A 12,355-nucleotide genomic window follows, 5' to 3' on the forward strand; every position below is an offset into this window, starting at 1 on the left:
AGAGCAGCATGGTTTCAGTTGGAAAACTAGAAGCCTGCTGTTTTTTGTATTGTTTGAAAAGATTGAGGGGAATATAAAGGCGATAAAATGTTATAGATTTTAGCATAGAAAGGTTTGGGAAAATGGATATCTTTTTAGCGATTTTACCTGCTTTATTTTGGGGAAGCATTGTACTTTTTAATGTGAAACTTGGTGGAGGCCCCTACAGCCAAACGTTTGGAACAACATTAGGTGCACTTATTTTTTCAATAGGTATTTATATCTTTGTACAACCAGTAATAACGCCGGTAGTGATTGGTGTAGGAATTGTATCGGGCTTATTTTGGGCGCTTGGGCAAGCAAATCAATTAAAAAGTATTGATTTAATGGGCGTTTCGAAAACAATGCCGATTTCAACAGGGATGCAATTAGTCGCGACGACTTTATTTGGCGTTTTAATTTTTCGTGAATGGTCAACAACTGTATCTATTGTATTAGGTATTCTAGCAATCATTTGTATCATTGTTGGGATTGTGTTGACATCACTTCAGAGTAAAGAAGAAAAGAATGAAGCGCAAGCAGGAACTTTTAAAAAAGGAATTATGATTTTACTTGTTTCAACTTTTGGGTATTTGGTATATGTCGTAGTTATACGCCTATTCCATGTAAATGGATGGTCGGCTTTATTGCCGCAAGCAATTGGAATGGTAATAGGGGGTATTTTATTAACATTTCGGCATAAACCATTTAATAAATATGCGATTCGAAATATCATTCCAGGTCTAATTTGGGCAGCTGGAAATATGTTTTTATTTATTTCACAACCACGCGTAGGAGTAGCAACTAGTTTTTCTCTTTCACAAATGGGAATTGTGATTTCAACTTTAGGTGGAATTTTTATATTAGGTGAAAAGAAGACAAAGCGTCAATTTATTGCTATTATCATTGGGATTCTTTTCATTATTGGAGCTGGAATTATGCTAGGAATTGCAAAAGGGTAAGAATACAATATTATAAAGTGAAATAACATTTTGTATTAATCGTTGGAAGCATCTATATACAATATTTATCAGTTTATTCCGCTATTTTAGAGTAGTAAGACTCCCATCTCAAGATTGAGAGAGAAGCGAGGAAGATAGATGAAGTCTTACGTGGGAATAAAGAAAGCTACACTGATTCAAGTTTTCTTTATATGCAACATTGCATAGAGCTATAATTGATCGTGATGGTATACTGAAACTGCTCAATATTTTTCATCAATGATTAGATTGAAAATGTAACGTTTTATGAAATGTAGATTATGTATAAACTTATAAAAAAAGAAGAGACGCCCATCTAGGCGTCTCTTCTTTTTTCTAAGCTGAAACTTTAGGATATTTATAATTAGCAATAATTTTTACGCAAAAAAAAAGCGTTTGACTATGTTTGCGTTGTAGATGTGTATTTATTAATGATTAATCGTGTTTTGTAAGAAATCTGTTGCTTGATTTTCAGAAACATTTTGAACAAGTGCTACTTCACTAATTAAGATTCTGCGTGCATTGTCTAACATTTGTTTTTCACTCGCATTTAATGTTCTTTCTTTATTGCGGTGGAGTAAATCACGTACGACTTCAGCTCCGTCTACAAAATCACCGCTTTTCATCTTTTCCATATTTAATGTATATCTTTGTTTCCATGACAGTGATTTGTCTGGGGCTCCGTTATGAACGTCAACTAAAGCGTGATTTAATGTTGTTTGATCTACGACATAACGTATGCCAGAATCTTGAACTTTATCCATAGGAATCATTACTTGCATATCGCTAATCACCATGTGTATAACGCAATATTGACGTGTCTTGCCTAACACTTCTTTATCTTCAATGGCCTCAATGATTCCAGCTCCATGCATAGGGTAAACAATTTTATCACCAATTTGAAACAAATCATCCACCTCCAGATGTTGTAACTAGTTTTAGTATAACATCTGGAGGTTTAAAAAGTCAAATTTTATATAATACCATATCGGTTAGTTGTTGGTCAATAGGAAGGCGTTGTTTTTTTGAGGGGGATGAGAAGAGACAGAGTGAGGATATCATGGTGAAAATACAGGGCATATCCGCTTAAAAGGAAGCATAAAATGTAAAATCGTTAATACAATATACTTAAATCCGTTCTTTGTTAAAGGAGGGAGAAAAGGTGGGACGCACAATTAAAATCGATATTACAAATCATGTAGTAGCGAAATTTAAAGCAGATTACTTGGAGTTATATACAAGTAAATTTATGATAGGTAAATTTTATGTCAATAATGAAGAAAAACAGTATGTGTTAGAAGACGGATATGTACATGAAGGTGGAAAATTTTATCGCATCATAGATACGCACCGTGGCAATCAATTAGTGGCGGAGAGCTGCGATCTAGGATGGTGTTCAAATGATTCGCGTTAAAGTATTTGACGAAAGTCATGAAAAAGATTTAGAAGATGCTGTGAATGTTTTTTTAAAGAAATTGAATGATGAACAACTGATAGATATTAAATATCAAGTTGGGGTTTCAATTAATGATGATGAAAATCAAATTTATTGTTTTTCTGCAATGATCGTCTATAAAACATAAAAAAGAGCCGGAGTTTTCCAGCTCTTTTTTATGTTTTTAAGTAGGGAGAACATGTGTTGGCAAAGTATTCATAATAGATGGAGCTGCTTTAGTATTCGCTTCTGGTAGAACAACTTCCTCAGCTTTGGCATCATGTATGTTTTTACACATACCTAGGTGATAACGTTCACCTAAAAAAGGATCGATGTAAAAACCATTTTTAAATATTTTATCATTGTTACTTTTTTTTAGATGGATTTCAGAACAACTAATGCAGTAGTACATAACTTTCCTCTCCTTTATTTTACAGTAATTTTTTATAGCTGATTGAAAAAAGGGAACAAGTAGTAGAGGGAGATTCTCGCCACATTGTCATGTTTAAAATGCTGAGGAAGTACTACCTGTTCATAGAGCAATATAAGTTGTGGACATACCTCACAATTTATATTTGTTTGCTTATTAATCTCAAGGGAAGGAGGAGAGACTAAAAGCAAGTAAGGTAGATAAAACCTTCACGCATCGTAAATGATGCGTGAAGGTTTTCTTTTTTATTTACCTTTGTGAGCATATTATGAGGAAATGTTGAGAGTGTGTTTGTCCTGTTGAAAAAATGTTGTGAATTTCTCAACAGTCTAGAATGCATATTGTTGACATGAAACTAAAAGGGGCACGGCAACGATTCCTTCTTTTGGGTCCACTTAAAATAGCCACAGTCTATTTATAAATAGATTGTGGCTATTTTTGTTTAATTTGCAGCTTTTAACCCATTAGGTGAAATGGCCATATCAAATTTGATATCGGGTGGTTGACGATTATCGTCCAATCCATATTTCCTGAATCGATTTATATGGAAGGCAAGGTATGGGCTCAAATCAGATAGCACTTCTTCGTCTAATTCATTTCCTTCTTGGATGTATTCATGCAGGATATGAGTGAGTTGAAAGACGTTATAAAAAATGACACAATTTGCAATTAGATGATTGTATTTTATAATTTTTCGTTGATATGATTGAAGCCATGCGAATCGCTCGGTAAATATCCGTGTCGAGCATGCTGGGCTATCACAAAAGAATTTCTTTACTTGTAATTGTAGGTGAATAGATGTTTGTTGAATAGCTAGGTCTTGAACAAAACGTGTATAAAGACTATGTACTCGTGATGAAATCTTTCCACAAGAAGGGCAGGGGCATGATTTATAGATGGATTTTAGGATATAAACATGAGTGTGGGCCGCTTGAAACGAAGACATAAGTTCAATACCTTCAAATGAAGGAATAACAATATGCATAAAATGGAATTCTCCTTTTTATCTTACTATGCCATTTCTTGTATTCCTTCACCAAAAGTGCGTAAGTTTAATAAGTGGTTCTTACGCAGATTTGGTGAAATCTCATATAACGTTGTTACCGTATAAAATTTTATTCTTTCAAAATAATAAATCAGAATTTATATAACATGCGTTTTTGCAATATAGCTAAACCAGCTTGCCCATACAACATTCGTTTGATTGATTTCAAGCGATTTACCTGTCCTTCTAACAAGCCATTACTATAGGGAAGAAGAAAGGCATGCTTCACGGCTTGTAAATCGTTGCGTAAATGACGGGCATATGAATAAAAGGGTTGTTCTTTATGGGAAAGTTGTTTTCTTAGCCATTGCAAAAATCCTTCATAATCAGATTGTTTTATCATTGCACGATACTCTTGTATGACTTCATAAACAGTTTGGAGATTAGGATATTTTTCGAAACACCGCTCTAAATCCCTTCTTTCTGAGGTATTCAGATGATTGGGATGAATCCAAAACCATCTGGCAAGACGTTTTCTAGCTATTTGATAGGTAGGAGATGGGTAATTAGCATGTTTCTGTTTGCGCCTTATCCCTTCAACAAGTGTGCGCACAGCCGAAAAGGTGCCGTTATACCCCTTCTTACGGATAAGTGGATCAATCGTTTTAAGTGTTTTTCCCTCTTTTTCAAGACGAATAATAGATTCAAGATACCCTTGAGCTGGACTGATGCGACAACGATTGGTAGTAGGTGGAGTCATCATTTTTATGTATTTTTTAATTGTTCTCCAATTTAAATGATATTCTTTCGTTAGGGAATTGATAGATTTCCCGGAGCGATGGGCTTCCTTTATTTCTTGAATCAAGTCCCATTGCGTATGAGTTTTATTTTTTCTGCTTTTGTTAACGCTGTTTCAATGGAAATAGATGAAGGTTCATTCCAAGTAATAGTAGAAGGAACGGCTGACAAGAGGAACGTATCTAAATGTTTCCTAGCATTTTTAATAAAATGCCAGCGATCATATACTTGAAGAATAGAAGAATTCGCGTTAGAAATTCTTTGCCGAAAACTTGTAAAACCATCGCGACTCACGACTTGAATGTGAGGATGGTGTTTCAGCCATTCCGTTAGTGTTTCAGGAGAACGATTCGGTCATAGCGCTAATGGTCTATGATGACGTAGATCACAAATAAGTGTCCCATACGTATGTCCGTCCTTTACGGAAAGCAAAATTATCTACACCAATGAAAGGGAGACACCTTTGTACCTATGTGAGTTTTACGAACAATATCATGACTGATTGGAAGATATATGGCACGAGCAACTTTCTCTCCAGTTAAGCAACTTGTAGAAAATGCAATTTTTCGTAAAACTTTTTCTGCACGAAGTGTGCGACGTCCGTTGGGGGCTACCCATTCATATTGTTCTGTAAAAACCTTAATAGAACAACAAGAATTATTACAAAACCACTTGTGTAAAATAAGAAGAATGACGGTTTGATCTGTAATAGGAAGATCTTGTATAAGGCGGGTATAACGACTATGACGACGAGAAGAAATAGAATGACAAGATGGACAGTTTGCGGAAATACGATTACTTTTTACAATGAAACGAAGATGACGGTCTTTTGTAGATACATCTATCAATTCGAGAAAAGGATCTGGACTTAACCAACAGATAGGGTACATCATGGTTCACTCCTTTTCTTTTATTATATCAATGTAGTACACAAAAGAGCAATTCACCAAAAGTCCGTAAGAACCACTTTGGTATTGCAAAAAACACTCTGATAAAAAAACAGTCAACTACTTCTAATTTGAAATAGTTGACTAGTTGACTGTTTCTTAACTTAATGGAGAGGTCTTTATGAGAGCTTGATTAAATTTAATCTGAAATAAGGTCTAGCTTTCTCAGTAGAACCCTCCAAATAGGTTCTTCATCAATTACTACAGATGAAGAACCTACCATCCCTGTATATAGTTCAATTAATTCTTTCGTATTAATTGTTGCTTCTAATTCATACATATACGTTTTTGTATCTTTATCAAAGATAGGATTTGCTGATATATAAGTTACCTTTCCTATTTGCTTATCAGTTTTCTTTAATTTAAATGAATACTGTACTTTGTCTCCTATTTTAATACCTTTCATTTCTTGGGCTGGTAACAATATTTTTATTTTTTTTCATTTTCTTTTGGAATTATTGAAACTAATTCTTGTCCTGCATTAATCAAATCACCAGGCTGTAGAATTGAAGAGAATTGTACAATTCCCTCTTTTTGAGCCTTCACAACCGTCATTTGACTTTGATTACGCAATCCATCTAACTCTTGTTTTTTAACAAAAATCTCTTGTTCTACAGACTGGATGCGATGATTTACAGAGACAATGGTGTTTTGTATATATTGATTTAATGAATCTTTTTTTTTCTCTTGTTTTCCTTCTTTTATTGTTTCAAGTTTTTTTCTTTCACTTTCTAATGTTATTTTTCTTTGATTTATTCTTTTATCTATACTAGTTTGTTGAGATTCTAAGGATTCAATTTTATCATCTAAAGCTTGTTTTTGTTCATCTAACATATGTTCTTTATCTTTTTGTTTTTTCACAGATTTGATTTCTCGTTGAATATTTTCTTTTTCCACAATCAATCCTTGTAAAAATTCATCTTGTTCATCTGATATTTTGTTATTAACTATCTCTTGTATCTCATTCTCTTTTTCATTTTGTAAAGATTGATAGTTTTGCTCATATGCTTTGTATTCTTCACGTATTTTTTCATCAACGCTATCATTAAAAGATAACCTGTGAGATTGAATACTATTTCTTAACTGTTCTAACATTTCTTTTTGTTTTTCTAATTGTTTAACAATTTGTTTAAATTGATTTTGTTTATCTAATAATTCCTGGTTTTTTAATTGAATCAAAATGTCACCTTTTTTCACTTCATCACCCGAATGAACAGAAATATTTTCTATAACACCGACAATTTGTGTTCTAATTGTGCTCATATCAGATTTCCCTTGTACAATGGCTGTTCCTTTACTAACAATATCAACTTTACCCACATAAGCCCAAATTATAAACCCTAAAAGAGTCAAAAAAAGAACTCCTAGTAACCAAGTAATAAAACGAGGGGGGGTCTTTTCTAATAACTCTACACTATCCGTTAATTGATCAAGATTATAAATCTTACTCATATTGAACACCCCTCATTGCAGAATATTCAGCTTCAATATGTTCTACATGAACTGTTTGATTTTTCCATAGACGATAATATTCACCCTTCTGGAACAATAATTCTTCGTGAGAACCATGTTCTATAATACTCCCTTTTTCCATTACACAGATTTGATTTGCATGTTGAATTGTACTTAATCGATGTGCAATCATAATTACAGTTATCCCTTGAGAGCCTAGTCTTTTTAACATATCTGTAATATGTTTTTCTGTTGTAGAGTCTAAATTACTTGTTGCTTCATCTAAAATTAAAATATCTGGTTTTTTCAACAATGCTCTTGTAATAGCCAATCGCTGTCTTTGTCCTCCTGATAAATTTGAAGCATTCTCCTCTAAACGAGTCTCATAACGTAACGGCAATTCACTAATAAATTCATGGGTACAAGCTTGTTTAGATACTTGTATGACTTCTTCTAGTGTAACCGGTCGATCTAGTCCAAATCTCAAATTATCATAAATAGAGCCACTAAAGAAAAACGATTCTTGTGAAACATAGGCAATCCGATCTCGTAAAGCAGTTCGATTTATCTCCTTAATATGAAAATTGTCATAATATATATCACCTTGTTGAGGCTCATAATAATGCATTAATAATTTTGAGATTGTTGTTTTCCCTGAACCACTTTCCCCCTACAAATGCTACTTGATTGCCTGGTTTAATAGAAAAATTTAATTTGTTTAACACATTTTTACGTACTCCATAACGAAATGTGACATTTGAAAATTCTATTTTTCCAGATATCTGGTTAGGAGATGCTTTATGTTGTTCCCGTTCATTTTTTTCTATATCTAAGTCAAATATTTCATTTAGCCTTTCTCCAGCAACTAATGCAGAGTGCATAACAGGTTGAATCCCAATTAAGTTTTCAATAGGATTTAGAAAATAAGCTAGAAGTGCATTGTATGTAATTAATTCGCCAATCGTCATGTTTCCTTGTAATACTTGCATGGCTCCAATCCAAAGTATTACCGTACCCCCAATTAATTCAATTCCCATTTTAATAGAACCTTGTAGATTGGATAATAATCCTCTTTTAAATACATGCTTCAATAAATTTACAAATCGCCTTTCTGTTTGAAAAAAAACTTCTTTTTCAGCGTTATAAGATTTTACAGTTGAAATTCCATTTAAAGATTCTACTAAAAATGAAGAAAGATGTATCGCAAGATGTATTGAAAGTATAAAATATTTAGCAGATGAAATTATAGTTTTAGATAGTGGTTCCACAGATAAGACAAGAGATATCATAATCAAGTCATTTCCAGAAGTAACATTGCATACTGTACAATGGAAAGAGGATTTTTCTTTTTGCAGAAATACATTAGTTGACTATTCATCTGGTGATTGGATAATCCAAATCGACGCAGATGAATTTTTATTAGGAAATCAAGTGGATTTGAAAGAATTCTTACAAGTTTTTTATGATTTTCCTATATCTCCATTAGTAATAAGTCCCAAAATAATAAATCATGATAATACAGAATTAGAGTTTACAAAGAGAATACTAAAAAAGAAAGATCAGCTACAATTTTTTGGGCTCATCCATGAAGAATTGAGATACGATATAAACAAAAGAGGACAGGATTTATTTCATATAATGACAGATTTTGTAATTCATCATGATGGATACACATCCGAGGTTATAGAAACAAAAGATAAATTAAATAGAAATATAAAATTACAAGAAAAAATGATACAAATCGAACCTGATAATATTAGAGGGTATTATTTTTTAGCACGTGAAAAAAATTTTGGTGGTTACGGAGATAAAGAAGTTATTGATATAATTAATAATGGAATGAAGTATCATAATTATGATAACAATCCAGAGCAATATCATTTATACTCCTTACTTTTACTTGCCCAAATTTATAGTGAAAATAACAAGTTGGATAAACTAGACACTGTTATAAAGAAATTAATCTCTTTATACCCATATTGTCTAGATGGTTGGTATTATAAGTTATTAAATGAAATGAGTAGCAACTTATCACAAAGATATTATTTTGTAGAAGATTGTTTGAATCATATAAAGTCTATAGACTTTCCATATTCCACGATTAATACTAAGGGGGATCATGTATATCGAATATTAGGGATGACATATCTCCAAATCGGTAATTATCAAAAAGCTTTTCGTTTATTTTCCGCAATTGAAGATAAAAACATAAATAATGAACTAAGCCATCATTTAAACATATTGAAAGAAAATATAGAGCTATTTTTAACAAAAATTAAAAAGGATAATGTAATATGAACAAAATTCTAAAAGAAGCGAAAAGATTATTAGATGATCAGGAAAATATTTTAGCTACTTTAACATGTTCAGTAACTGGTTACATAGTTACGAATAATACTCCACGTCCAGGAATATTGCTTGCAACTAATAAAAGAATTATATTTTATGGACAAGCATCCATGCATTTTAAAAATGAATTAATTGAAGAATTCAAATATGAGAAAATCTTATCCATAGAAAAAAAGAGAAAAATCTTTGATAAGAAAATAATAATTTACTACAAAGATGAATATATAATGTTTGGACAAATATTGAACCAGAATATTGAAGAATTTATAGAAGTAATTAAAATGAAATCAAATATTTAATTTTATTTTTATGACGGATTGTATTATTAAGTGCGACACTTAGAAAAAACAAAAAGCTCACCTCGTTTCGTGTAAAATAGAAGTTACCACACCACAAATTACACGGAGGACGGGTATGAGCTTGGACAACTAGAAGCACTTCATAAATTAGGTCATTCAACTAGAGAAATTGGTGCCATTCTGAAGCGTCATCACTCTTCTATTGCACGAGAATTGAAAAGAAATACTCATGAAGACGGCGAATATTACAGTGAAAAAGCACAAGAAAAATATGTGAAGCGTCGTAAAAACTGTAAGTCAACCGGAAAATGGTCTTTAGAACTGGTGAAACAAATTCAAGATAAATGAAATGCAACTTGGTCGCCCGAACAAATCCAGTACGGTTGTCTAAAAGGTATCTTATCCTTTAAAACTATCTATAATTGGCTGTATCAAGGAAAGTTATTTACAAAGGATCTTTCTGTCTTAAGACAAAAGGGGAAACGCCAAAAACCGAGAGAAACTCGCGGACGTTTCAATATAGGGAAATCTATTCAAAAACGGCCTTCTGAAGTAAAGAAACGAGAAACATTTGGTCATTGGGAAATGGACACGATCGTTTCAAGTCGTGGTAAAAGGAAAGGATGTTTTGCGACCTTTGTAGAACGGAAAACACGGTATTATCAAGCGATTGTGATTCCAGATCGAACAGCGGAATCTATGGAATGCGCCATCAAACAAATGGCTTCCATGTATCCAGCCACTGCCTTACAAACAGCTACAGTTGATAGAGGAAAAGAATTTTCGCGTTATCAACGAGTGGAAAAAGATTTGAAAATCGCAGTGTTCTTTACCGATTCCTATTCTTACTGGCAACGAGGAAGTAACGAAAACACAAACGGCCTATTACGGGAGTTTTATCCGAAAAAAACAAATTTGAGCCTTGTTTCACAAGAACAATTGAATCAAGCACTACTTCTTATAAATCATAGACCCAGAAAATGTTTACAGTGGAAAACGGCCTACGAAGCGTTTCGAGAGGAACTGTCGTACTTAGATTTACAAACTGTCTTATAAAAATTAATAGATAGTATATTTATAAATGTACAATAGGAGAGTATATCAATGATCCAGAAGATACAACATTATTTATACCATTTAAAACCACTATGGTTTATTCTAATCATGACTCTTGCATCTTTCTTGTTACCAATGCCAACCAGCTTTATACCAGGTGGCATACAACAAAATTCTATTGAAGATGAAGGTTTATCGATTCAAATAGTGGATGGTATAATCATTGCACCTTTATTAGAAACAGTTCTATATCAAATGTTTATATTTTGGATTTTGAAATTAATCCCTGGTATTGAAAAATATAACAAATCAATTATCTTTATTTCAGCTTGTATATTTGGATTGAGCCATAGTTTTGGTTATACTTATATGTTATATGCTGGAATTATGGGATGGGTATTTGCATACTCTTATTGGACTTATACAAAGAAAAAAGAAAATGGACATACTAAAATTTCAGCATTTTGGATTGTATGGAGTATACATATTTTACATAATATTGTTGTCTTTTTAGTTAAAAATTTATAAATTTGTTATAAATATAATATGAATTAAAAAAATTACTCTTAGAATTTCTAATGGAATCTAGATCTAATTAGGAATTTTCATTGGGTAACTAAATTAAAGGCACAAAAGATGTCTTTTTATTTGTTTTTTAAGTTAATATAATTAAAACGATTTGAACAGAGGCATATACCCTTTGAATTCTAATTTTGGGTATGAGTGGCCCCAAAAAGAAGGAATCGTTGCCGTGCCCCTAAAAGGTGTTATATTGTACAAAAATGAAACGAAAAAGTGTTACGTTTTGAAGTGAAATAAAGGAGAGAGAAAATGAAACAAAAAGATATGGTACAAGATATTGTACAGACCGCTATTTTTCATGCACCAATTCAAAAAGTATGGGATAAAGTATCCACTGCTGAAGGGATTGCCTCTTGGTTTATGCCAAATAACTTTGAACCAAAGGTGGGACATGAGTTTTATGTACAGTCGCCTTTTGGGCCATCACCGTGTAAAGTATTAGAAATTGATGAACCGAATCGTGTCGTTTTTTCATGGGATACAGATGGTTGGATCGTTTCATTTATATTGAAAGACTTAGGAGATAAAACAGAATTTACTCTTATTCATAGTGGATGGAAACAACCTGAGGAGACAATTGCGAAAGCAAATGAAAAAGTATCTGTTATTCGTGATAGAATGGCTGGTGGCTGGGTAGCGATTGTAAATGAAAAACTGAAAAAAGTTGTTGAGGGATAAATGTCTTCCGCAGCGGCAAAATATGATGTATTTCAAGCGATTGTTGACCCAACACGCCGAGAAGTCCTTCGTTTACTAACTGAGGAAGAATTGTCAATTTCGAAAATAACTGCTCACTTTTCGATAAGCCGAACAGCTGTGGTAAAGCAGCTTCATATTCTTTCAGAGGCAAATTTAGTAAGCGGGAGAAAGAGCGGACGAGAAAAAATATATTGTTTGCATCCGGAACCGTTAGCTGAAATACGCGAATGGCCCTCGTATTATGAACAATTTTGGAATAACAAATTGTCCATGCTGAAATATATAGTTGAAAATGAAGAGTAATAGGGTACTTTCAGTAAAAAGA

The 12,355-nt window shown here is 32.8% G+C and carries 14 protein-coding genes and 3 pseudogenes; 9 read left to right on the forward strand and 8 right to left on the reverse strand.

Annotated features, from left to right (window positions below):
- Positions 1–122: 122 nt before the first annotated feature.
- Positions 123–980 (forward strand): GRP family sugar transporter, encoded by an 858-nt coding sequence (locus MR059_RS17515; RefSeq protein WP_012095846.1) that lies wholly within the window; start codon positions 123–125, stop codon positions 978–980.
- 446 nt (positions 981–1,426) lie between these two features.
- Here MR059_RS17515 and MR059_RS17520 read toward each other — a convergent pair whose 3' ends face one another.
- Positions 1,427–1,906 carry a CarD family transcriptional regulator gene (locus tag MR059_RS17520; RefSeq protein ID WP_012095845.1) on the reverse strand — a complete coding sequence of 160 codons (480 nt, stop codon included), beginning with the start codon at positions 1,904–1,906 and terminating at the stop codon, positions 1,427–1,429.
- A gap of 254 nt (positions 1,907–2,160) precedes the next feature.
- Between MR059_RS17520 and MR059_RS17525 the strand changes: the two genes are divergently transcribed.
- Both MR059_RS17525 and MR059_RS17530 read left to right on the forward strand, forming a co-directional pair.
- Positions 2,161–2,412: a DUF2553 family protein gene (locus MR059_RS17525; protein ID WP_012095844.1), complete on the forward strand. Its 252-nt coding sequence runs from the start codon at positions 2,161–2,163 to the stop codon at positions 2,410–2,412.
- A complete protein-coding gene (locus tag MR059_RS17530; protein WP_012095843.1) occupies positions 2,399–2,581 on the forward strand; it encodes a sporulation protein Cse60 in 183 nt (60 codons plus the stop codon). Before MR059_RS17525 ends, MR059_RS17530 begins: the two co-directional genes overlap by 14 nt.
- A gap of 36 nt (positions 2,582–2,617) precedes the next feature.
- Here the strand turns inward: MR059_RS17530 and MR059_RS17535 are convergent, their stop codons facing one another.
- The 7 genes and pseudogenes from MR059_RS17535 to MR059_RS17565 all read right to left on the reverse strand — a co-directional run.
- Complete coding sequence (locus tag MR059_RS17535) at positions 2,618–2,845, reverse strand: DUF3973 domain-containing protein (protein WP_012095842.1); 228 nt, start codon at positions 2,843–2,845, stop codon at positions 2,618–2,620.
- Between the two features lie 460 nt (positions 2,846–3,305).
- Complete coding sequence (locus MR059_RS17540) at positions 3,306–3,848, reverse strand: Tn3 family transposase (RefSeq protein WP_012095841.1); 543 nt, start codon at positions 3,846–3,848, stop codon at positions 3,306–3,308.
- Between the two features lie 151 nt (positions 3,849–3,999).
- A complete protein-coding gene (locus tag MR059_RS17545; RefSeq protein WP_012095840.1) occupies positions 4,000–4,713 on the reverse strand; it encodes a transposase in 714 nt (237 codons plus the stop codon).
- Positions 4,710–4,940 (reverse strand): hypothetical protein, encoded by a 231-nt coding sequence (locus MR059_RS17550; RefSeq protein ID WP_012095839.1) that lies wholly within the window; start codon positions 4,938–4,940, stop codon positions 4,710–4,712. The genes MR059_RS17545 and MR059_RS17550 overlap by 4 nt, the downstream gene beginning before the upstream one ends.
- A gap of 140 nt (positions 4,941–5,080) precedes the next feature.
- Positions 5,081–5,536 (reverse strand): transposase family protein, encoded by a 456-nt coding sequence (locus MR059_RS17555; protein ID WP_242161923.1) that lies wholly within the window; start codon positions 5,534–5,536, stop codon positions 5,081–5,083.
- Positions 5,537–5,732: 196 nt separating this feature from the next.
- Positions 5,733–7,045, reverse strand: a pseudogene (locus MR059_RS17560) (hemolysin D).
- Positions 7,038–8,241, reverse strand: a pseudogene (locus tag MR059_RS17565) (peptidase domain-containing ABC transporter); the annotation flags it as partial. The pseudogenes MR059_RS17565 and MR059_RS17560, both read right to left, overlap by 8 nt.
- A 25-nt stretch (positions 8,242–8,266) precedes the next feature.
- Between MR059_RS17565 and MR059_RS17570 the strand changes: the two are divergent.
- The 6 genes and pseudogenes from MR059_RS17570 (at position 8,267) to MR059_RS17595 (ending at position 12,333) form a co-directional block, all read left to right on the forward strand.
- Positions 8,267–9,343, forward strand: coding sequence for a tetratricopeptide repeat-containing glycosyltransferase (locus tag MR059_RS17570; protein ID WP_237701338.1), 1,077 nt, complete (start codon positions 8,267–8,269; stop codon positions 9,341–9,343).
- On the forward strand, positions 9,340–9,693 hold the full coding sequence (locus MR059_RS17575) for a PH domain-containing protein (protein ID WP_012095836.1): 354 nt from the start codon (positions 9,340–9,342) through the stop codon (positions 9,691–9,693). Before MR059_RS17570 ends, MR059_RS17575 begins: the two co-directional genes overlap by 4 nt.
- A 117-nt stretch (positions 9,694–9,810) precedes the next feature.
- A pseudogene (locus tag MR059_RS17580) lies at positions 9,811–10,749 on the forward strand (IS30 family transposase); the annotation flags it as partial.
- A 48-nt stretch (positions 10,750–10,797) separates the two neighbouring features.
- Positions 10,798–11,277, forward strand: coding sequence for a CPBP family intramembrane glutamic endopeptidase (locus MR059_RS17585; protein ID WP_012095835.1), 480 nt, complete (start codon positions 10,798–10,800; stop codon positions 11,275–11,277).
- A 303-nt stretch (positions 11,278–11,580) separates the two neighbouring features.
- A complete protein-coding gene (locus tag MR059_RS17590; protein WP_012095834.1) occupies positions 11,581–12,009 on the forward strand; it encodes an SRPBCC family protein in 429 nt (142 codons plus the stop codon).
- Positions 12,010–12,333: an ArsR/SmtB family transcription factor gene (locus MR059_RS17595; RefSeq protein ID WP_012095833.1), complete on the forward strand. Its 324-nt coding sequence runs from the start codon at positions 12,010–12,012 to the stop codon at positions 12,331–12,333.
- Positions 12,334–12,355 lie beyond the last annotated feature (22 nt).

This window comes from Bacillus cereus group sp. BfR-BA-01522 (genome assembly GCF_022662635.1).
Classification (GTDB): domain Bacteria; phylum Bacillota; class Bacilli; order Bacillales; family Bacillaceae_G; genus Bacillus_A; species Bacillus_A cytotoxicus.

Excerpts from the sequence above, each read along its gene's own strand:
- MR059_RS17515 (WP_012095846.1), top strand. The coding sequence starts at position 123 with ATGGATATCTTTTTAGCGATTTTACCTGCTTTATTTTGGGGAAGCATT.
- MR059_RS17530 (WP_012095843.1), top strand. The coding sequence starts at position 2,399 with ATGATTCGCGTTAAAGTATTTGACGAAAGTCATGAAAAAGATTTAGAA.
- MR059_RS17535 (WP_012095842.1), bottom strand. The coding sequence starts at position 2,845 with ATGTACTACTGCATTAGTTGTTCTGAAATCCATCTAAAAAAAAGTAAC.
- MR059_RS17540 (WP_012095841.1), bottom strand. The coding sequence starts at position 3,848 with ATGCATATTGTTATTCCTTCATTTGAAGGTATTGAACTTATGTCTTCG.
- MR059_RS17555 (WP_242161923.1), bottom strand. The coding sequence starts at position 5,536 with ATGTACCCTATCTGTTGGTTAAGTCCAGATCCTTTTCTCGAATTGATA.
- MR059_RS17575 (WP_012095836.1), top strand. The coding sequence starts at position 9,340 with ATGAACAAAATTCTAAAAGAAGCGAAAAGATTATTAGATGATCAGGAA.
- MR059_RS17585 (WP_012095835.1), top strand. The coding sequence starts at position 10,798 with ATGATCCAGAAGATACAACATTATTTATACCATTTAAAACCACTATGG.
- MR059_RS17590 (WP_012095834.1), top strand. The coding sequence starts at position 11,581 with ATGAAACAAAAAGATATGGTACAAGATATTGTACAGACCGCTATTTTT.
- MR059_RS17595 (WP_012095833.1), top strand. The coding sequence starts at position 12,010 with ATGTCTTCCGCAGCGGCAAAATATGATGTATTTCAAGCGATTGTTGAC.